The sequence below is a fragment of the Pricia antarctica genome, assembly GCF_900101815.1.
Taxonomy (GTDB): Bacteria; Bacteroidota; Bacteroidia; order Flavobacteriales; family Flavobacteriaceae; genus Pricia; species Pricia antarctica.
On the sequence record NZ_FNAO01000007.1, the window covers coordinates 75,110 to 96,981 of the forward strand.

Sequence of the window (21,872 nt, forward strand, 5' to 3'; positions counted from 1 at the left end):
TTTGTGATTTAGTTAAAAATACTTAAAATTTAGATTTTTTTTGGTTTTTAAAAACCAATTGAAATATTTTTCTTACCCTAGGGTTTGAATTTTGATTATTTGTCATAGGATAATTTTATATTTTCTGTAACACCTTGACTGCAAAACCCCCAGAGATCGCAAATTTTTCCCCACAGCCGATTTCATAGCCCCTTGTTCCCGGTATAATCTGATAACAGCTTATCATGGGGTAAACCTTCAGTTTCCTTAATCTTCCTGCGCACCTGTTTTTAAATGGTCATTTTCAGGTCATGATCTTATTTAGGGTTCGAATCCAATTGCCCCTGAAGATATTTTCCCTGTCCTTAGTTGCGTATCCCCTTTTTTCAAGAATGGCGTCGAATTTTTGGAGGTCGGCAATGGTATCGATATCATGCGGGGTTTGTTCCAAACCGAAAAGTCCGTCTAGATCACTCCCAAAACCGATATGCTCGCTATTGCCTGCCATTTGGCAGATGTGGTCGAAGTGGTCGACCAAAAGTTCCATGTGAATGTCGCGTTCCTTGGGATTGTCCCTGCCCAATTGAAAATCGGGATAGAGCATCCACGTATCCAAGGCACCTCCAATAATCCCGTTGCGTTCAAGAATACATCGGATCTGGTCATCAGAAAACTGGCGTTCTCCCGGAACGATGCTCCTACAGTTCTGGTGGCTGGCGACTACCGACCCCTGAAAGATGTCCAAAGCTTCAAAAAAGCCTTTGTCGGTAAGATGGGTCAAATCTAATTGAATAGGAAGTTGGTTCATTTCCCTCAATAGTTCCTTTCCTATGGGTGTCAGCCCGGTTCCGTCGGAATGTGTGCCGGCGGCATATCTGCCCGGACCGAAATGCGAGATTCCGATGGAACGGAGTCCCTGGTCATGATAGGTATGTAGATACTCGAGATCGACAATGGAATCGGCCCCTTCCAAGGCTAGGATATAACCAATAGGTTTTTTACGATTGTCATCGGGGCTTTGCGTCCACAGTGCTACATGTTCGGTCAATCCTTTTTTTGTGGTAATCTGCACCATTTCACCCAAAGCTTCCATTTCACGGTACCATGCCAACTGGCATTGCGCATGGGCATACGCCTGCCGGGGCGAGTGCCAGCCTTTCAAAGCCATGGTGTGCAAAGGACTTCCGTTTTCGGAATAGCGGGAAATGAGCGTGGCGAGTACAAGACCGACATTGCCTTCACGAAGTTCGGGCAAGGCTACGGTGCCTTGTCCGCGGTCTTGATACTCTTTCCATCCCAACAGTTGTTCCTTTTCCCTGATTTCATGTACCGTTTGTGTCAGGTCGCGGTTCAGGGTCATGGCATTGGTGGCTAGGTCTAAATGCCCGTCTACGATAAGAGGTACTTTGAGCGAATTTTTCAAGGTTACGTATTTGGAAAAAAATGATTAAAAAAATACTTTTATAATTTTGGCACATCTATTTTGCATCCTTATATAGAGTTGCCATAGATGGCTCATTCCGGTATCTCTTGGGAAGGAATTTTGGCTATTTCAGCGGCGTACTTTGCGGACAAGCGGTTCATGTCAAAGGCAAACCGATCAAAAGTTTCTGCCCATTTTTTCGCCTCCTCCGGGGTATATTCATAAAAGCCTTTCCCGTTAAAAACGCCATTGCCGTCCGCTTGAGCGATGTCGTCGATCAGTTTCGGAACGCTGGTCTGGCTGCTCAGTTCTGGAAAAAGATCTTTCATTACCGCGTGGTACGCTTGTAATCCCGTTAAATCCATATATCGGAAAGGTCCACAGAACGCCATCCATTGGCCCCCATTCTTGCAGGCGCGGTCGACATCGGCAATGGTTGCATGGCCCTTTTCTACCAAATGAAAAGCCTCTCGGTACATGGCATACATTATCCTATTGGTAATAAAACCCCTGATATCCTTTCGTACCAAGGTGGGTTCCTTTCCCCATTGTTTTGCGATTTCATGTAGTTGTTCGCCAATTTCAACCGGACTTTTATCACCACATATGATTTCTAAAAAACGGGAGGTATAGGCGGGGACGGCCCAGTGTATCCCAAAAAAACGTTCTGGAACCTTAAAAAAATTTTGTAGTATACTTATGGGTATGGCCGAGGTATTCGAAGTAATAATCACGTCGTCGGCCACATGGTCTTCTATTTTTTTAAAAACTTCTTGCTTGATATTCAGGTCTTCAAAAACAGATTCCATGACCAGCCAACAGGGTTGCAGATTGGCATAATCTGAGGTAAAGGTGATGTTCACCATCAGCTCTTCCGGTGTTTCTAGGGTCATGCCCTCCCGGAAACATTCCACCAAAGCTTGCCGTATACGATGGGGGGCTGATTTGTCTAAATCGGAGACTATCGGTGCCACGGCAATTACCTTTTGGCCATTTAGCAATAATGCCACAGCTATGCTGGTGCCCATCAGCCCTAGACCGACGATACCAATGGTAGCATTGTTATTCATTTGGGTTTTATTTTTGACGGTCCTTAGGTTTGTTTAGAAGCGGCTCATTCCTTGATCACTTTATAGGCAACCGCTGTATTACCGTAAAAAGTGGGTACTACCAAAAGATTTTGTTCGGGCAAATAAATGAGATCGGCCGCATTGAGGTGTTCGGCTTTGGTATCCAACAGCTTCTTTGTTTTACCGTTTGCCCAGACATAATAAACCTCCCCGTTCCAGTTTGAAATAATAAAATCGTCGCCAATGGGCGCTATACCGTCCCCACCCTGCAGACCCTCGGCAATTTTTCTCAAGGATTTTGTTTTTTTGTCTATTTCGTAAAAAATGCCTGCATTCATATCGATCATGTAAAACTTATTTTGATATGCCAAGAGGCCGTTCGGCTTTTGAAAGAAATCTTTTTCCAACCATACGCTGGCCTTATCGTTTTTAATTTGGTAGATTTTTTTGTTGTCGGAATCGGAAACATATACGATTCCTTTTTTGTCCACGGTAATATCGTTGAGCATACCAGCGCCCTCTACTTCGATCGTCTTGACCAATTTCCCCGTTTTGGTGTCGATTACTACCACTTTTTTCAGATCGGCTACATATAATAAGCCTTTGGAAAGACCAAGACCTTTCGGGGAATCCATTCCGCCGATCGCCCATTCTACTTCCAAAATTTTTCCTTCAGGTGAAATGCGTCCTATAGATCCATTACCATCCTTGCCGGCCTTTGGGTCATTGATATTCGACACATAGATTACGTTGGACTTCGCATCGAAAAGCACCGATTCCGGTTCTTTTAAAGTGGTAGGGGTTTCCCATTTTTTTTCCAAACGTATGTCCGTTTGGCCCATAACCGGCTCATAAAATGCTGAGCAGAGTGTGCATAGGCAGAAAAGCAAACTATTTTTAGGAGTAAGATTCTTCATGGTAAATTGATTTAGAAATGATAGTTAAAATCCGAAAAAATTTATGAACTTGTACGTGTCAACGAATATACAAAATGGATGCAACATAATATATAATAACATTGTGGCATATACCATAGACTACTGGTGGAATGCATGTGGGTCCTTATTACGAAGAGCGGAGGGGCGTTTGCACTTGAAAACATTTTCGGCTTGATATATACATGAAATAATGGTACTATGAAAACAGTAATGCTACTGGCAGGCTTTTTTATTCTAGCCAGTCAAAATCCATTGGAAATGCAAAAGGATAAAAAACTAATAGTAAAGGAAATCGAGCACAAGGGTGCGGCCAGTTTGAAAGAGGTTTCCACTTTACTGGAAGAGCAGACCGAACTGAACAGCATTGGCGTATTGAATTGGGAGGCATTCGCCTACGCTCCCAAGGTCCAATTCAGGATCGCCCGTAACAAAAATGACATTTGGTTGAAATACTACGTGACCGAAGATAATATTCTGGCCAAACATACCGACACAAACTCGGCTGTTTCAAAGGATAGTTGTGTTGAATTCTTTTTTGATCCGTTAGGGAACGGTAACTATTACAATTTTGAGATCAATTGCATCGGAACCATCCATTTGGCTTATGGATCTGGTCGAAATGATAGGAAATATGTGGATCCCATGGTGATACAAAAATATATCAAGGCCGAATCCAGTTTGGGAAACCGCCCCTTTGCAGAAAAAACGGGCGGCCATACTTGGGAAATGACTATCGTTATTTCGGCAGAAGCCATGACCCATAACAAAGGCATTTCATTAAAAGGCCTGTCTTCTAAATCGAACTTTTACAAATGCGGCGACGATACATCCCAAAAGCATTATATCACTTGGAATCCGATAAAGACCGCAAAACCCGATTACCACAGGCCCGAATATTTTGGGGATTTGGTTTTTGAATAAAGTATCCTTATTTAACGCTTTCAACTCTCCAGACGCGGATTCTTCAGCATCCTATCGAAGCCTTCAAAAACAAAGGCTACAAAAATAACCAGACCGCATCCGATAAAGTTGAGCCAAAGATACCCAAGTTTTTCCTCACCTTCGGGATAGTTGAATATCAGGGTGTAGAAGAGTACGAAAATGATCAGCTGGGTCAAGATGGCAGCAAAAAAGACGGCGTTACCTTTTACGAATTTGAAGAAAATGGCTAAAAGGAATATCCCGAGTACATTTCCGTAAAATATGGATCCGATGATATTGACCAGTTGGATCAGGTTATCAAAAAGATTGGCGATGCTAGCAATGCCGATGGCGATCAGCCCCCATACTAACGTAAAACCTTTAGTAGCTATGACGTAGTGTCGCTCGGTGAAATTTCCTTTTTTGTTTCTTTTGTAAAGATCCAGCGCGGTGATGGTACCCAATGCGTTGAGTTCAGAGGCTGTAGATGACATGGCTGCAGATAATATGACGGCCAGAAGGAGTCCGATCAATCCTGTAGGTAGGTTGTTGAGTATAAAATGAATGAACACATAATCCTTGTCGTTGGTTTCCACGACACTGTCGGACTGCGAAATTAAAGTCTTAGCGGCCTCGCGGTTGGCCCTGTCCTTTTTGTTCAAGGCGATGATCTGTTGTTTGGCCTCTTCAACGGCCGTATATTCCTTAAGCTCAAGCGCAGATGAAAATTTGTTCTGGGCCATTTTCTTTTCCTGCTCAAGTTTGGTCTGTCCCTCTTGAAGTATCTTATAATCCTTGGCATAGACCGAATTCATGACTGCGTTGGTCGCGGAAGGATTGAAGTTAAGGGGCGAGGGGTTGTACTGGTAAAAAACAAATACCATGATGCCGACCAAAAGGATAAAGAATTGCATGGGAATCTTTAAGATACCGTTAAATACAAGCCCCAATTGACTTTCGCGCACCGATTTGCCCGAAAGATAACGTTGTACCTGGCTTTGATCGGTCCCGAAATAGGCCAAGGCCAAAAAGAGACCTCCGGTAATACCGCTCCAGAAGGTATATCGGCTGGTGGTGTCAAAACTGAAATCAAGAATTTGAAGCTTATTGCTGGCACCGGCAATTTTTAGAGCTTTGCCGAAGTTAATATCCGCAGGGAGATATCCCAAAATATAAAAAAAGGTGACGAACATACCGGTCATGATGATGAACATCTGCTGCTTTTGTGTCACACTAACTGCCTTGGTGCCTCCGGATACCGTATATATAATAACCAAAACACCGATGATGACGTTCAGGGTGCGCAAATCCCATCCCAACACAGCGGATAATATAATGGAAGGAGCAAATATGGTGATGCCGGCGGCCAAGCCTCTCTGAATCAAAAAAAGGATGGCGGTCAACGAGCGGGTCTTTAGGTCGAACCGGCCTTCTAAAAATTCATAGGCGGTGTAGACCTTGAGCCGATGGTAAAGCGGTACGAAGACCAAGCAGATGATAACCATCGCCAAGGGTAGTCCGAAGTAAAACTGCACAAAACCCAGGCCGTCGTGAAAGGCCTGGCCGGGTGTGGACAAAAAGGTAATGGCACTCGCCTGCGTGGCCATGACCGATAGGCCGATGGTCCACCATTTGGCATCTTTACCGCCACCGACATAGTCGTCGACGTTTTTGCTCCCTCGCGTCCTCCAAACGCCGTAGCTTACTATAAATAGCAGGGTACTTGACAGTATGATCCAATCGAGTGTGCTCATATTAAGTAAAAGCGGTCATTATATAACTAAAGATCAGTACATACAATATGTTCAAAATAAGTACCAAAGTATATTCTTTTTTCCAATCGAATTTATCAAGCATTTTTTGGAAATTAATTGTTCGTTATCTTCAAATAAAGGAGCAGGTGTTCTAGAAATTTGTCGAGCACAAAAGTTTATGAGTTTATAGGTTTATGAGTTTATTATAAATAACATTGGCTATTGGCTACTATCCTTACCAACTGATAGCATATTAGCAAACAACTTGTAGGCTCCCGGAACTCCCGCCGGCAATTCCCTGAAAAAACTCAGTCCCGTGTAAATATAATGGCCCTTTCCGTACTTTGCTATCAAAAGGCTACCCTCTTTAGCGGATTCCCCATCATCTTTCATGGATAGTACAGGCGTAAATTCCTTGGCCCATTCGTTGGGGAAATACAGTCCCCGTTCCTGTACCCAGCCCTCGAAATCTGCCGGGGTAATGGTATTGGGAAAATTAATCAGCGGACTATCTTTTGCCACTATGTCCACTTCCGAATTTTCATCCGTCACCCTATCATGGGAAAGGGTAAGCGGGTAGGGCGCGATGTTCTCGAATTGCTCTTTCCATCGTCCAGCTGTATTATACTGCACAATCAACGTGCCACCATTTTTGACATAATCCATTAAAAAATGCTGTTTGAACTGGAGTTCGTCGACCACATTGTAGGCACGGATTCCAATAACCACCGCATCGTATGATTTCAAACTGCCCGCACTGATAGCGCTGGGCGAAATGGTTCGAACGCTATAACCGATTTGCCGCAGGCTTTCGGGCACTTCGTCTCCTGCACCGACAATATATCCGATCTGTTCCCCTGCCTTTTTAATATTAATCCTCACCGTTTTTGCTTCTGAGGGCAACAACACGGATTGCTTGGGTATATGATCGTAGGCTATGGTAACCAGTTCTTTAGTCGTTTCTTTGCCGTCAATTTTGAGAATCGGCGAAATGTAGTTCTCGTTTTCCTCGGCGGGAGGGGATAGGGTAAAGAAAACGGTTCTTTTGTCCCCTTTTTTGGCGATTTCAAATGTTTTGGTATCCGTATCGACCGACCAGCCTTCGCCGTGAATAAGTTGTATTTCTCCTTTGATGTTATCGGCGTGGGCCTCGATAGTAACAGGCACCTGTTTTGGTTTTCCATCGGCAAAGATCAAAACCTTATCCGAAAAGCTAGCCGTTGCCTTGGGCAGAACTTCAAAAGGCTGGTACAGTTCCCCTTTTTCCGGTTTTGCGTAATGGTAGATCACTGGTTTTTCAAAGTTGATTGTTGTGCCGTTGAAATCAATTTCGAACGCAGCCGTGAAAGCTCTTGGGGTTTCCGGTTTGCCGATAAGTTGCTGATCGAGGACTTTATACATGCCCAGACTTCCTTTTTCTTTTAACCAATAGGGGCTGGTGTATTCCGTATCCGAGGGCACATTTAGCGTCAATTCAAAGTTTTGTTTTGTATTGTTTTTCAGGGGGATGTTCGGATTCAAGGCGGCATCCGAAGAAGAAATCTGAATTGATTTTAGAACCATATCGGTATTACTTCGATTGATGGCCTCAATAGTGACTTTGACCTTCCCACCTGGATTTGTAGCGGCCGATTCCGAGGAAGCTTCCAGATAGAGTCCCGTTACATCGGCGATTAGGCTCTTCAATGCTTTGGATTTTACTTTTTTCCAATGATCATCCTGTATATTTTGGAGCAGGACATAGGCTTCCAAAAGCTGGGGCAGATGTTTTGTAGGATTTTCGAAATCGAAGTTTTTCTCCAGGGCGTTCAAGATAGTCCCGATAGCTTCACCGCCTTCGATACGGGACCACGACGTATCGATACCATCGAAAATGTTTGTTTTATCCTTGGGCAGGTCTCCCTTTAACAATTCCAGATATTCGTCTTGCACTCCTCGTTCCGACAACCTTCCAAAACCTTGGGACAGATGCTGGCTGCTGGCCAAAGCGGCAATTTCGTTGTTGGATGTTCCCAGAACGGGGTAGTAGTTTCCGACATCCAAATTCAGCATATTCGACTTGTCGGCTTTTTCAAATTTCTCCTCGCTACCATAGAACCACCAAGAGGTGTTGAAAAATAGGCGTTGGGGCTGCCATGTATCGGTAAGTTTCAGTTGTTCGGGGTAGGCGGTCTTGTCATTGGCCAGGTCAAAGGCCTCCACACTCAGCATGGCGGAAGAAGTGTGGTGCCCGTGGGTGGTACCGGGACTGCGATGATCGAAGCGGTCGATGATTACATCGGGCTTGAAATGGCGTATGGCCCATACCACATCCCCTAGAACGGCTTCCTTATTCCAGATTTCCAATGTTTCCTCGGGATTTTTGGAGTACCCAAAATCGTTCGCACGGCTAAAAAATTGTTCCCCGCCGTCGATCCGTCGGGCCGCCAACAGCTCTTCGGTACGCAGTACGCCCAAAAGTTCCCTAAGTTCTGGGCCAATAAGATTCTGCCCCCCATCGCCGCGAGTCAGTGAAAGGTATCCGGTGCGGGCGTGCATTCCGTTCGATAAATAGGATATGAGGCGCGTATTCTCATCATCGGGATGCGCCGCAACATAAAGCGCGGTACCCAAAAAATTCAGTTTTTGAAGGGAATGGTAAATCTCTGAAGAAGAAGGCTGGTGGGGCTTTTGGGCAAAAGCGGTATTGGAAAGGAAGAATATTCCTATCATACATACCAAAAAATGACGCATAGTGTTGGCTTTTTGCGGTAAACTATTAGTTAGGGAACCTTTTCAAATATAAGAAGAATACAAAGCTGCCCCGTTTTTTTGTATTTCTTTAACAAAAATCGTTCCGAGTTGTTCAAATACAACGTTAAGTTTTTTCGCTATACGCTATACGCTATACGCTATACGCTATACGCTATAGGCTATACGCCTTGAGCTTTGCGCAGCTTTTATAGCTTCAAGGGGGATGAATGGAAAAGCAAAAGGCATTTATCGAAATGGTTAAAGCCTAACTAGGTACCCTCTTCGTACATCACTTCATCTTTATATAATAGAGTAACCGCCTTCTGCATCATCAGGTTGTTGGGATAGACCAGCAGTTCGCCATTGTCTTTTCGAAGGCTTACGTGAAAGGCCCTGATATCTTCGATGAGGTAAGGTTCTTCCCCTTCAATATCCTTATCCATGATTTTGACGCGATCCCCTATTTTAAAGGGGAAGGAAAAGAAAAGAACGACCCCGGCCGTAATGTTGCTCAAAATGGACCAGCTGGCAAAAAGGGCGACCCCGATAATGGTAAAGACCGAGGCGAAGGCGATGCCGACGTCCTTGAATTTGATGTTCCAGATAAAAGTTAATAGTCCAAAGCCCAATATCGTAAGTAAAATCGAAACATATTTGGTAATCAACAAGGTACGGGCCTCGACAATATCGCTCATACGCCCCACCTTGCGAATGGCCTTCGTCAACACCAGTTTCAATATAAACAAAACTGCAATGAGAATGACGGTTGCTAGCAATTCCTGTTTGTAGGCAGCAAAAAATTCTTCCAACGATATCATAATTCTAAACTATCGCGCAAAGATAAATCCTTATTTCCGTTTTGTTGCCAATATGGGGTCTTTAAAGTTTTCATCTTGGTCGCTGTCGACGTCATCTGTTTCGCGTTTTTTCCAGACCCGCTTGTAGCGGTTTCCGTCCAACCTTGAATGGCGTAAGGAAAATCGGTGGAGAAATCGATTTTGAGTGTGCGTTCAAGTTCAGAATAGTTGATTTCATACGTGCTGATCCCTTCTGATTCGGTAAGGGCCAAACTAGCTTTGTAGGCCTTTACTTCTTTATGGGATAACCGAATATACTCCAAAGACGGAATCACATCGAAATCACCTGTGGGTAGACCTGCTGGGTCGATCCTGATTTTATTCCAAAGTTCGTTTTCCAGAATGGTCTTATCCAATTTCAGGTCTTGATCGGCCTCGCCTTCAAAATAGGAATGCGACATCAAATCAAACTGTTCCCTGTTGTTCAATTGTGCATAGACTTGTCCGCACCATTCCTGGGATGAAAAAGCGACCTTGATGGCGTGTTGGTTATCGTGTACGGGATAAAAGGTGCTGGTCATAATGGAGTAGGGGTAGATGCCCGTCACATAGTTTTTTGTCGCGTTCAGTTTGAGCACCGGAACATTATCCGGATGGCTTGCATCCGCTTTTACCTGAATTTCTGGCAAAAAAGGCTCGGTGACGTAAATAAGCACCGCTTCCCCATCGCGTGTTTCACCGTAACGCGCCTGTTGTAGTTTGTAGGAGGTGATTTCGGCTTCCCCCGCATACCAGTAGGTTTTGAAGGCTTCGGATAGTTGTTTTTTGGATGTTGACTCCGCTTTTTTCTCTTTTTGCGTTGTTTCTTGATTCTTAGCGGATTCTTTTTCGCTGCACGATGTTACTGACAGCGAAAGGGCGGCCAGGGTTAAAACAATGCGGTCTAATTTGATGTATGTTTTCATGTATTCATATTTTATTTTTCCGTAAGGCTTTGTGTTTCTCCACGAATTTCGGTGTAAAAGCTTACCTATTTAGGACACCGGGATTTGCCAAAGTAAAGTAGCCGAGTTTTCCGTCGGTATAACAAATTTACGAAATTACCCGCAAGCCATTATATCTAAAAGTGTCTCATAAACCAAATGCGTCGGCAGCCCGACCACATTCGGATACGATCCTTCGATTTTCTCGATACCGATTAATCCTATCCATTCCTGAATGCCGTAGGCTCCCGCTTTATCGAAGGGCTTGTAGTTTTCGATATAGAAACGGATTTCCTCGTCCTTCAATACGTTGAACTTGACTTTGGTGGTCTGGTTTACTGTCTTTTGGTAGTCTTTTGTAGTAAAACAGACCGAAGTGATGACTTCGTGCCAATCGCCAGATAGTGTTTTTAACATGGCGAAAGCTTCCCCCGCACCCTCCGCCTTTGCCAGCGAGATATTCTTGTGCCAAACTACGGTATCGGAAGTGATCAAGATTTCATTTGAAGCCAGGGTTCCCTCAAAAGCGGATGCCTTCAATTCGGCCAAATAATCGGAAATAGCGCTTCCTTCCAATTGATTTGGATAGATTTCCTCCACCGATTTGATACGGATCTCGAAATCCAATCCCATTTCCCGAAAAAACTGCTGTCTTCTTGGGGAAGCTGAGGCTAGTATGATTTTGTGATTTTTTAGTTTATCGGATAGCATACGTCTCGAATGGGATTACTGGATTTTTTCTCAATCATTCGCTGCATCAAAATTCGTCATCCAATCTCCCCTGACCTTCAAAACCTGTTCGATAACATCACGAACGCAGCCCTCACCCCCGTTTTTATGGGATACGTACTTTGAAATGGCCTTCACTTCCGGAACCGCGTTCTGCGGACAGGTGGGCAACGCCACCACTTGCATCGGGGGAATATCAGGAATATCGTCGCCCATGTACAACATGGTACTTGTGGATATTTCGTAGATATCCATATATTCTTCCAAAGCATCCATTTTATGGTGTGCCCCTAAATAAATATCCGTAACGCCCAAAGCCTTCAGGCGATTACGGACACCTTCGTTGGTGCCACCGGAGATAATACACACCTTATATCCTTTTTGAAGGGCCGTTTTTAGGGCATACCCATCCTTAACGCTCATTCTACGCAGCATTTCGCCCTCGGTAGTGATAATTAAGGTACTGTCGGTAAAAACCCCATCCACATCAAAGACGAACGTATCGATATGCTGCAGACTTTCTTTATAACTTTTTTCCATGTATTGGTTTCAGGTTAATGATGTTGCCCGTTGGTATCCTTCCCATATAATTTCCCTATCGACTTACTCAAAACCCCATAAACCTCCCCAAATCCGGATTTTTTCAACTCCTCCAAATGCTTTGAGATGGTCTCGGAATCTCCCCGACGTGCCGGTCCGGTCTGCGCTTGGTAAGGCGTCAACTGCTTCGTTTTATCCAAAGTTTCTTGAATTAAAGGTTGTAGAATCGCAAACGGTAATCCCTTTTCATCGCAGATTTCTTTTCCGATATGATAAAGATGGTTCGTAAAATTATTGACGAACACCGCTGCCAAATGAAGCACCTTCCGTTGTTCGGAATTCACTTCGTACACTTTGTCCGATAGTTTGCCCGCAAGATTTTTAAGCAGGTCCAGATCCGTTTCATCATGGGCTTCCAAACAATAGGGAACGGAATTCTTGGCTACTTTTCGGTCGTCGGTGAAGGTTTGTAAGGGATAGAAAACGCCATGGCGCCTTTGGCCTGATAATACATCCATCGAAACACTTCCAGAGGTATGCGCGATCAATCCTTTCTTATTTCTAAGATATTCGGAAACCGCTGCGATGGCATCATCCTTTACGGCAATAATGAAAATATCGGCATCCGAAATTTTTGAAAAATCCGAAAGGGTATCCACGGAGTTTCCGAAAATCTTTAAGGCAATTTTATTCCTTCCGATAATTTGGACAACTTTCACGTCCTCAATTTTCATAAAAGTAGCGAACAAGTGTTTCGCCACATTGCCGGTACCTAAAATACTGACGCGTATCATACGGCGAAAATAGGGAAAAATCGAGTTTATGGGTTTATCGGTTTACGAGTTTATTTTCAACGTTCAAGATTCCCAATTCACGAATTTGGCAATTCTCCTATGAATTATCGAATCCTGATTCAAATAAGACACATCGCTCATCTGGCATCTTAAATCCATTAATACCACACAGCCCAATTCCAAAATCACACTAAGGGAATCGGGCACCCAGCACCAAGCATCCATCGTTCCATCAAAAAACTTTCACTTAGAATTAACATTGCCATTCCACCGAATATGGCATTATCATCCCCAAAAATTACAAAAAGACCCGTATTTTTGCATCCTGAAAACCAATTCAGCTGCTGATGAAGGATTTGCTCAAAAATTTTTTCTTTTCCACTCGCCTAATGGCCATCCTTTTTATCGTTTTTGCCACCGCAATGGCCTTTGGTACTTTTATCGAAAGTAAATATAGTACGGAGACCGCCCGAATTTGGGTCTACAATGCTTGGTGGTTCGAGGCCATTATGGTATTTTTTGTTATCAATTTTATGGGTAATATGTTTCGTTACCGGCTTTTCCGATGGGAAAAATGGCCGGTACTGACCTTACACCTCTCTTGGATATTGATTATCATCGGTGCTTTCGTTACCCGCTATATCAGTTTTGAGGGAATGATGCCCATCCGTGAGGGCGAGACCGAAAAGGTGTTCTATTCCGATAAGACCTATCTGACCGCCTATGTAGATGGTCAAATCGACGGGCAACCGAGACGGAAGACCTTGCAGGAAGACCTAATCGTTACCGCCGAAGGGATCCAATCGGACCTGCCTTGGGATTCGGATTATAAGGGACAGCCCTTTACGATTTCGTTTGTGGATTTCATCGATGGCGCCAAGGAAGGCTTGATTCCCGATGAAAACGGCAAGCAGTATTTAAAAATCGTTGAAGCTGGCGACGGCCAACGCCACGAACATTTTTTGGAAAACGGACAGGTAGCCAGCATCCATGGGGTGCTTTTTGCCCTAAACAAAGACACGGAAGGCGCCATAAATATCATTTCAACCGACAGCATTTATCAAATCATTTCCCCGTTTGAGGGCAGTTTTATGCGGATGGCGGACCAGTTTCAAGGTCAGGTCGCCAAAGACAGCCTACAAGAATTTCAGTTGCGCTCACTTTACAATATGGCCGGGATGCAGTTCGTAGTTCCTGAATCCATTGTCAAAGGTTCGTATGGGGTGGTCAAGGTGCCCAAGAATGAAATGAACGAAGGTACCCTTGATGCCTTGATCGTTGAGGTAACGGCTAATGGCGAAACCGTGCAAAAGAAATTATTGGGCAGTAAAGGAACGGCCGATTTTTCCGAAAAATTCAATGTTGGCGGCCTTGATTTCAGTTTAAGTTATGGCTCGAAAGTATACGAACTGCCTTTCGGTATCAAATTGAACGATTTTATTGCGGAAAAATATCCCGGAACCGAAAAGGGCTACAAATCGTTTATGAGCAAGGTTACCGTAGAAAACGATCGTCCGTACGATTACGATATCTTTATGAACAACATTCTCGATCAAGGCGGATACCGCTTTTTTCAGTCCAGCTTCCATCCCGATGAAAAAGGTACCGTTCTATCGGTAAATCACGACCAATGGGGTACTCGAATTACTTATTTAGGCTATTTCTTGCTATATGCAGGATTAATGGGCATCATGTTTTTCGGAAAGACCCGTTTCAAAGATCTGGGCACATCCCTTGAAAAATTAAAATCCAAAAAAGCGGCACTGACTTCGGTCTTGGTATTTGCAGGATTGTTCGGACTGCAAGCGCAAGAGCCACAAAAGGCGACGGCCGGCAATGAACCTGAACAAGTATCCCTAGAACAGGCGGCCGATCTACAGGAGCATGCTATCGGTGACGGTCATGAACACAACACTGAGATGCCCACACAGGCGCAAATCGACTCGTTGATAAAGACTACCATTGTTTCTGAAGCACACGCCGAGAAATTTGGAAAGTTGGTTATTCAGGATGACGCGGGTCGTATGAAACCGATTCACACCTTTTCGTCGGAACTCTTGCGCAAACTGAGCCTCGACGACAAGTTTAAGGATATGAACGCCGATAAGGTATTTCTTTCGATGATGCTAACGCCGGCGGCGTGGTATAATACCGAATTTATAATTCTGGATAAATATGCTAAAAACGATAGTATTAGGCACGTAATAGGTGTTCCAGAGGGGCAGAAATATGTAAAGGCAACCGATTTTTTCACCAAAGAGGGTTCCTACAAATTGGAGCCCTTTTTGAAGCGGGCCACTACTACGAATATCCCCACGGAATTTGATCGGGATTTTAAGAGTGCGAATGAAAGAATAAGTCTTCTAGATCAGGCCTTAAGTGGCCGTATAGTGAAAATTTTCCCTTTGTTGAACGATGAAAATAACAAGTGGATTTCCGCGTTGGAATATCGTGGGGGGCAGTTCCAGATTCCCGACTCTTTGTATGCGAATTTTATTAAAAATTCCATTCCTTACTATTTGATGACCCTAAGAAGGGCGAACGAAACCGGGGATTATACCGATGCCGACAAGCTTTTGGATGCCTTTAAGCAAAACCAGAAAAACCATGGTAGCGAAGTACTGCCCTCGGAAGCGAAAATAAATACCGAGGTAATCTACAATAAACTGAACATTTACAGTTGGTTATGGAAAGCGTACGCAGTAGTAGGATTACTCATGTTTTTCATATTGATATTCCAGATTTTTAAGGACCGATCTATTTGGCGGATAGCCGTTTATTTTTTCAAAGGAACCATTTTACTTTTGTTTCTATGGCATACCGCGGGCTTGGTATTGCGTTGGTATGTCTCCGGCCACGCCCCTTGGACCAACGCCTACGAAAGTATTCTCTATGTTTCTTGGGCAACCATGGGCATCGGACTTCTATTTATAAGGAAAAACGATATGACGGTCGCCGCAACCGCATTCGTGGCCTCGATTCTTTTAATGATAGCCCATGGCAATTGGGTAGATCCAGCAATCGGCACCCTTGTGCCGGTACTTGACAGCTATTGGTTGATGATTCACGTGGCCGTAATCGTCGCCAGCTACGGCCCCTTGATCGTAGGCGCCATTTTAGGTCTGGTCTGCCTGCTTTTGATGATTCTCACCAACAAAAAGAACAAGGTCCGGATGGAAATGAACATTAGGGAGTTGACGATTATCAACGAAATCGCCCTCACCGTAGGCCTGATCATGCTGACCATCGGTAATTTCTTGGGTGGCCAGTGGGCCAACGAAAGCTGGGGCCGGTATTGGGGCTGGGATCCCAAGGAAACGTGGGCCTTGATTTCCATTATGGTCTATGCCTTCGTCATCCATACCCGTTTAGTACCCGGACTTCGGGGAAAATGGACGTTCAACTTTTTGAGTATGATTGCCATCGGTAGTATCATGATGACCTATCTAGGCGTTAATTTTTACTTGGTAGGCCTTCACAGCTACGGCCAAAGTGGCGGAGCGGCTATAACGCCCGATTATGTTTGGTACATTGTCTTGGGTGCCTTGATTTTAGGAGGCATCAGTTTTTGGCGGTATCGGGTGAATTATGGAAGGTAATATTAATCCAGAAATTGAGATTCATTCGCACTTCGGCAACTAAAACCTTTTCTCCCGAAAAAAACAAGCAAAAACGTTTGATACTCCGACCCTAGTTTTTTGCGTAGTACGCCAAAAGCTTTGGTAAGGTGCGCCTCTACTGTCTTGATGGAAACTTTAAGGTATTCTGAAATTTCAATATTGGTCAATCCCTCTTTTCTACTTAGGAGCAAAACCTCTTTACATCTTGGCGGTAGGTTTTCAATTTCGAGAGTTATTCGTGTCATCACTTTTTCCCAAGAGATATCATCGTGTTTTTGTACCGCTTTGTCCAAAGCCTCGAAATACTTCTGTTCCAACACCATGGTCGATCGGTTTTTCTTGTACTGGTTGATAAACTGGTTGAAAACTGACTTGAACAAATAGTTCTGAAGGGAGGTTGTGATACGCAGGGTTTTGCGCTTTTCCCACGTATTAAGAAAAACATTTTGAAGAATATCCTCTGCCAAAGTATGGTCGTTCGTCAATGTCAGGGCATACCCGAACAGTCTGCGGTTGTAAAGGTCTATTAGATGTATGAACGCCTTTTCTTCTCCATTTGTTAATCGTTCGATCAATTCTATATCTTCATTATCCATCGTCTACCATTGCTTTAAACACGATAAATATACTGGGACAAAATGTAATTGTGAAAGAAAAGTCAACTAAAAGTTAGGGTTATGAAAATTAGCTTTGTCTTATCAATATAGACCAGGCTAATTATGCTCGTCCGAGACACAGAAAATCGAATTGTCAAATATCTTCTGAACGAAGCAACAATTCAAGACTTGGATTTTTTATCCGATTGGATCTTGGTCGGGGACAACGAGCGGATTTTCGAAGAGTTCGCCCAGTCGCACTATGAAGCCACCACCGTTATGAACGAACCGGATAAGCATAAAATCAAGGAAGTCCTGATGCGGAGGATGAAGAAGGATAAAAACATCTTCCAACGCCAAAAAATTCGTTCGCTGTTGAAATATGCCGCAGTAGGGATGGTTTTCGTGACACTTGGTTATATTTTCCATGAGAACCAAACAAAAGACCCTGTTTCGGGTCTACTCGTACCCAAAGAAGAAGCGATAACCATCACCTTAGAAAACGGTACCGTTGAAACCCTAGATCCGTCGGCGAATAAAAATGTAATGGATTCACAAGGAAACATAATCGGGAACCAGAAAAGGTCTAAACTTACTTATAGTGGGTCTACTTCCAGTTTTGCCGAGTACGGCAATTCCAAAACTTTAGTTTATAACACCATAAAAGTGCCCTACGGCAAACGCTTCGACGTGATATTGTCCGACGGCACCCATGTTTTTTTGAACTCCGGTACGTCCTTGCGTTATCCGGTGCAGTTTCTAAAGGGACTTGGTCGAAGAGTATTTTTAACTGGGGAAGCCTATTTCGATGTGGCGAAAGACAAAGAACATCACTTCACGGTTCAAGCCGACGAACTGGACATCGAAGTGTTGGGCACCAAGTTCAACGTTTCCCATTATCCCGAAGACACCAATATCAATACCGTTTTGGTCGAGGGATCGGTTGAAATCAATATAAAAAATGAGAAGGATAAAAGCAGGGCAGGTATTTTGTTAGAACCAGGCTTTAAGGCCGAATGGCGAAAAGTGGGCGACGATATCTCTATCGAAAATGTTGATACCGAAATCTACACCGCTTGGGTACAGGGAAAACTCGTGTTTCGCAACACCCCATTTCGAAAAATCCGACAGGCCTTGGAACGCAAATACAACATAACTATCAAGAACAGGGATAAAGATTTGGACAAGCAATTGTTCGATGCAACCTTTGATATCGAGACTATTGAAGAAGTTTTGGAATCGTTTAATAAAAGTTATGCTATTTATTACAAAATAAATAACAATAAAGTAATAATCGATTAATATAAATTAAACAGCTTATGGATAAATTTGAATAGCTAAAAATCAATTCAAAAAGAAAAATCGGAAAATGCAGTCACATTTCCCGATTTGGTAAAACCGATTTAAATAAAACCGATAACACCACTTAATTATGAAAAAACGCTTTAAATTTTGGGATATTGCATGCAGTCTTCCTAAACTAAGCCGGAAAATGAAACTCACTTTATTGCTTACCATAATTTCTATGTTTCAGATTCAGGCGAACACCTATTCGCAAAACAAGAAAATCACGCTGGATATGCCAGATGCGACGGTCGAAGAAGTGATTCAGGAAATAGAATCCCTTTCAGATTTTAAGTTTTTATTGAATAGAAGGGATGTCGATATACATAGGGAGGTTTCCATAAAAGTTGAGAAGGAAAAAATCGCTACTGTGCTATCAGAACTATTTGCTGGTACTGACGTCGATTATGAAGTTTTGAAGAAACAGATAATTTTAAGGAAGGATGCTAAAAACACAACTCCGACCAAAGTGTCGAAAACTTTGCAGCCTAACAATACGGCAATACAATTTCAAGTCTCGGGTACCATATCCGATGCCAATGGAGCACCTCTACCCGGTGCGAACATTCTAGAAAAAGGTACGACAAACGGGGTACAGACCGATTTTGACGGTAACTTCTCCATTGAACTTTCCGACGAAAATGCAGTTTTAGTGGTCTCTTACATCGGTTTTGCTGAAGAGGAGGTAGCTGTCAATGGACAGACTACCATTAACGTGCAACTGGAGGAAAGTGCGCAAGGATTGGACGAGGTTGTTGTTGTCGGGTATGGTACAACAAACAGGGAAATGCTCTCTACGGCGGTTAGTACTGTCGAAACTGCCAACATTGCAGAACGCCCAATAGCCGATGTTTCTTCCAGTTTGCAAGGTCTTAGTCCCGGTCTAAACGTAACTCAGTCCACGGGTAAAGTTGGTGATGAACCAAGAATCAATATCCGCGGGTTTACGTCTATAAATGGTGGCCAACCATTAATATTGATTGATGGGATTGAAGGCAGTTTGAGTAACCTAAATCCAAACGACGTAGCATCCATTAGTGTATTAAAAGATGCAGGAGCGGCTGCAATATACGGTGCCAGAGGTTCTTTTGGGGTAGTTTTAGTTACCACAAAAGATGCTAAACAGGGTAATATTCAAGTTAATGTCGGTGTCACCACGGCCATCAGTTCACCGACCAACAATACCGATTTTGTTACTGACCCTTACCAAGCGGTATCTATCGTTGATGAAGCTTTTAGGAATAACAGCGGGGCTTCGTATACCGGTTATACGGAAGCTGATATGGCCGAGCTTTTAAAGGTCTCCCAAAATCCGTCACTGGCAAGGGTCATTGTCGATCAAAGGAATGGACGGGATCAGTATGTGCATTACGGGCATACGGATTGGTGGAACTATTTTTTTAGAAAAAACTATCCATCGCAAATCTATAATGCGTCAATTTCTGGAGGTTCAGAAAAAATAAAGGCAAATTTTTCTTATAGAAACTACAGGTCTACAGGTATCCTCAAAGTTCAGGATGATACGTATAAGAAATACAATCTAAGGGGGAAATTGGATATTGAGGCTACAGCTTGGATGACGTTTTCCAATAACATGCAATATAATAGTTCAGCGGATTTGGAACATGGCGGAAGCCAATACGGAAGCTATGGAAGGCCTTGGGGCAGCTTGATCTGGGTTCATGCCTTACCTTCTTATGTGCCCGTAAACCCGAACGGCGGAGCTCTCTGGCGTACAGAGTTGAACAACTACACAATTGGGGACGGGGTATATGCGGGGTTATTGCAGGGTACTTCAAAACAAGTAACGAATGCCGACGAATTTTCGAACATTGCTTCTGTTGAGATAAGGCCTTTTTCTTCAACTACTATCAATATGAACTATGCTATACGTAGAAATAATTTTAACCGGTATCAGCGTTCCACTAGAATTCCATATTCCATTTACCCCGAAGAGATAGGGCTCTTGGGCAACGATTATTTGAACGAGTACCGTACCGAAAGCAGCTATGATGCCTTTAATATTTATGGAGAGTACAGAGGGTCGTTCGGCGACCATAGTTTAAAAGTAACGGCCGGTTTTAACCAAGAGACATTTTTGACAAAAAGTATAGAGGCAAGCAAACAAAACCTGATTTCCAACGACCTGAATTCATTAGGATTGGCAACTGATAATCCCGAGGCGGGCGGCAGTGCTTCCGAATGGGCACTACAAGGTTTGTTTTATCGACTTTCTTATGATTTTAAGGATAAGTATCTTTTGGAATTCAATGGAAGATACGATGCTACCTCACGATTCCCGTCCGATTACCGTTGGGGCTTTTTTCCATCTGTCTCCGCAGGATGGTTAATCAACAGGGAAGGTTTCTTCGGGGAATCCAAAAACCTAAATCTTTTTAAACTAAGGGCTTCCTATGGCTCTTTGGGCAATCAAAATATTGATGATTATGCGTATTATCCCACCTTACCAAACGGTACTTATAGTTATCCTTTGAACGGCACGCGTTTGAATTATATAGAATCGCCCGGTCTGAATCCCTCCGAAATTACCTGGGAAGAAGTCAGCACTTTGAACTTGGGAACCGATATTGCCATGTTCAATAACCATTTGACCATGAATTTTGACTGGTTCCAGCGCGATACCAAGGGTATGTTGGCCCCGGGCGCAAGCCTACCGAGTGTTCTTGGGACGCAATCCCCTCTGGAAAACGCTGCTGATTTGAGAGCACGGGGTTTTGAACTTTCTTTGGGTTACCAAGATTCATTTGATTTAGATAATGACCCCTTCTCTTTTTCTATTACAGGAAATTTATCGAATTCCATAACTAAGATAACTAGGTTCGAAAATCCAAATAAAAGTCTTATAGACTTTTATGACGGTATGACTATCGGGGAGCTTTGGGGCTATCGAATCGAAGGCCTATTTCAGTCTGAACAAGAAATAGCCGACCATGCCGATCAGAGTTTTGTCTCTAATCGTATTTCATCTGGGGGTGGACTTAAGCCAGGCGACGTGAAGTATATAGATTTAAACGGGGACGGTTTTATCGGCGAAGGCGAAAACACGGTGAACGATCCCGGCGACAGGGAAGTTTTAGGTAACTCGGCACCCCAATATCTATATAGTTTTATTTTGGATGCCAAATGGAAAGGTTTTGATATTTCAGGATTTTTTCAAGGCGTGGGTAAACAGGATTGGTATCCCAATTCGGATTCCCGGTTCTTTTGGGCTCAATATAACCGGCCCTACAACTCTTACATTAGAAAAGATCTTGTTAACAATATGTGGTCACCGGATAATCCAGATGCTTATTTTCCACGGAACTATGGATATATTGCGTTGGGCGGTTCTTTGGAAAAAATAAACGACAGGTATTTACAAAGTGTGGCTTATCTTCGGTTAAAGAACTTGACGATTGGGTACACCCTACCCGGAGGAATAATTTCAAAATCCCCTTCCACAAAGCTAAGGCTTTATCTCAGTGGGGAAAATTTGTTCACCTTTTCGCCTTTGACCGATTATATCGATCCAGAAGCGGCCAGTTCTTCCGTGAACCTTAATAGTCCATCGGCATCTTCCAACAGGAGTACGGCACAAGTAAATCCTTTTTCCAAAACATATTCCTTGGGATTAACCTTTCAATTTTAAAA

15 protein-coding genes are annotated in these 21,872 nt (G+C 43.5%); 4 read left to right on the forward strand and 11 right to left on the reverse strand.

Features of this window, described 5'->3' with window-relative positions:
• Positions 1-283: 283 nt before the first annotated feature.
• From BLT07_RS14185 to BLT07_RS14195, 3 genes are all read right to left on the reverse strand, one after another.
• Positions 284-1,402 (reverse strand): dipeptidase, encoded by a 1,119-nt coding sequence (locus BLT07_RS14185; RefSeq protein ID WP_245726559.1) that lies wholly within the window; start codon positions 1,400-1,402, stop codon positions 284-286.
• Between the two features lie 92 nt (positions 1,403-1,494).
• Positions 1,495-2,472, reverse strand: a complete 978-nt coding sequence (locus BLT07_RS14190) for a 3-hydroxyacyl-CoA dehydrogenase family protein (protein WP_091870092.1) — start codon at positions 2,470-2,472, stop codon at positions 1,495-1,497.
• A 44-nt stretch (positions 2,473-2,516) separates the two neighbouring features.
• Positions 2,517-3,389, reverse strand: coding sequence for an SMP-30/gluconolactonase/LRE family protein (locus BLT07_RS14195; RefSeq protein WP_091870095.1), 873 nt, complete (start codon positions 3,387-3,389; stop codon positions 2,517-2,519).
• 219 nt (positions 3,390-3,608) lie between these two features.
• On the opposite strand from BLT07_RS14195, the gene BLT07_RS14200 reads away from it, so the two are divergent.
• Positions 3,609-4,331 carry a carbohydrate-binding family 9-like protein gene (locus tag BLT07_RS14200; RefSeq protein ID WP_091870098.1) on the forward strand — a complete coding sequence of 241 codons (723 nt, stop codon included), beginning with the start codon at positions 3,609-3,611 and terminating at the stop codon, positions 4,329-4,331.
• A gap of 20 nt (positions 4,332-4,351) precedes the next feature.
• On the opposite strand, the gene BLT07_RS14205 is transcribed toward BLT07_RS14200, so the two are convergent.
• The 7 genes from BLT07_RS14205 to BLT07_RS14235 form a co-directional block, all read right to left on the reverse strand.
• Complete coding sequence (locus BLT07_RS14205; RefSeq protein WP_091870101.1) at positions 4,352-6,085, reverse strand: sodium:solute symporter family protein; 1,734 nt, start codon at positions 6,083-6,085, stop codon at positions 4,352-4,354.
• Positions 6,086-6,304: 219 nt separating this feature from the next.
• Complete coding sequence (locus tag BLT07_RS14210) at positions 6,305-8,818, reverse strand: PIG-L family deacetylase (protein WP_091870104.1); 2,514 nt, start codon at positions 8,816-8,818, stop codon at positions 6,305-6,307.
• A 269-nt stretch (positions 8,819-9,087) separates the two neighbouring features.
• Complete coding sequence (locus BLT07_RS14215) at positions 9,088-9,636, reverse strand: mechanosensitive ion channel domain-containing protein (RefSeq protein WP_091870108.1); 549 nt, start codon at positions 9,634-9,636, stop codon at positions 9,088-9,090.
• Positions 9,633-10,580 (reverse strand): septum formation inhibitor Maf, encoded by a 948-nt coding sequence (locus BLT07_RS14220; RefSeq protein ID WP_091870111.1) that lies wholly within the window; start codon positions 10,578-10,580, stop codon positions 9,633-9,635. Before BLT07_RS14220 ends, BLT07_RS14215 begins: the two co-directional genes overlap by 4 nt.
• 135 nt (positions 10,581-10,715) lie before the next feature.
• The gene (locus BLT07_RS14225; RefSeq protein ID WP_091870116.1) at positions 10,716-11,309 is read right to left on the reverse strand and encodes a Maf-like protein; all 594 of its coding nucleotides are present in this window, start codon (positions 11,307-11,309) and stop codon (positions 10,716-10,718) included.
• Positions 11,310-11,339: 30 nt separating this feature from the next.
• Positions 11,340-11,867, reverse strand: a complete 528-nt coding sequence (locus BLT07_RS14230) for a KdsC family phosphatase (protein WP_091870121.1) — start codon at positions 11,865-11,867, stop codon at positions 11,340-11,342.
• A 14-nt stretch (positions 11,868-11,881) separates the two neighbouring features.
• Positions 11,882-12,661: a Rossmann-like and DUF2520 domain-containing protein gene (locus tag BLT07_RS14235; protein ID WP_091870125.1), complete on the reverse strand. Its 780-nt coding sequence runs from the start codon at positions 12,659-12,661 to the stop codon at positions 11,882-11,884.
• A 347-nt stretch (positions 12,662-13,008) separates the two neighbouring features.
• Between BLT07_RS14235 and ccsA the strand changes: the two genes are divergently transcribed.
• Positions 13,009-16,260: a cytochrome c biogenesis protein CcsA gene (ccsA, locus tag BLT07_RS14240; RefSeq protein WP_091870129.1), complete on the forward strand. Its 3,252-nt coding sequence runs from the start codon at positions 13,009-13,011 to the stop codon at positions 16,258-16,260.
• A 2-nt stretch (positions 16,261-16,262) separates the two neighbouring features.
• On the opposite strand, the gene BLT07_RS14245 is transcribed toward ccsA, so the two are convergent.
• Positions 16,263-16,877 carry an RNA polymerase sigma factor gene (locus BLT07_RS14245; protein WP_091870134.1) on the reverse strand — a complete coding sequence of 205 codons (615 nt, stop codon included), beginning with the start codon at positions 16,875-16,877 and terminating at the stop codon, positions 16,263-16,265.
• A gap of 123 nt (positions 16,878-17,000) precedes the next feature.
• Between BLT07_RS14245 and BLT07_RS14250 the strand changes: the two genes are divergently transcribed.
• Entirely contained in the window at positions 17,001-18,179 is a 1,179-nt protein-coding gene (locus tag BLT07_RS14250; RefSeq protein ID WP_091870137.1) for a FecR family protein, read from the forward strand.
• A gap of 190 nt (positions 18,180-18,369) precedes the next feature.
• A complete protein-coding gene (locus tag BLT07_RS14255) occupies positions 18,370-21,870 on the forward strand; it encodes a TonB-dependent receptor (protein ID WP_245726560.1) in 3,501 nt (1,166 codons plus the stop codon).
• Positions 21,871-21,872: the final 2 nt, after the last annotated feature.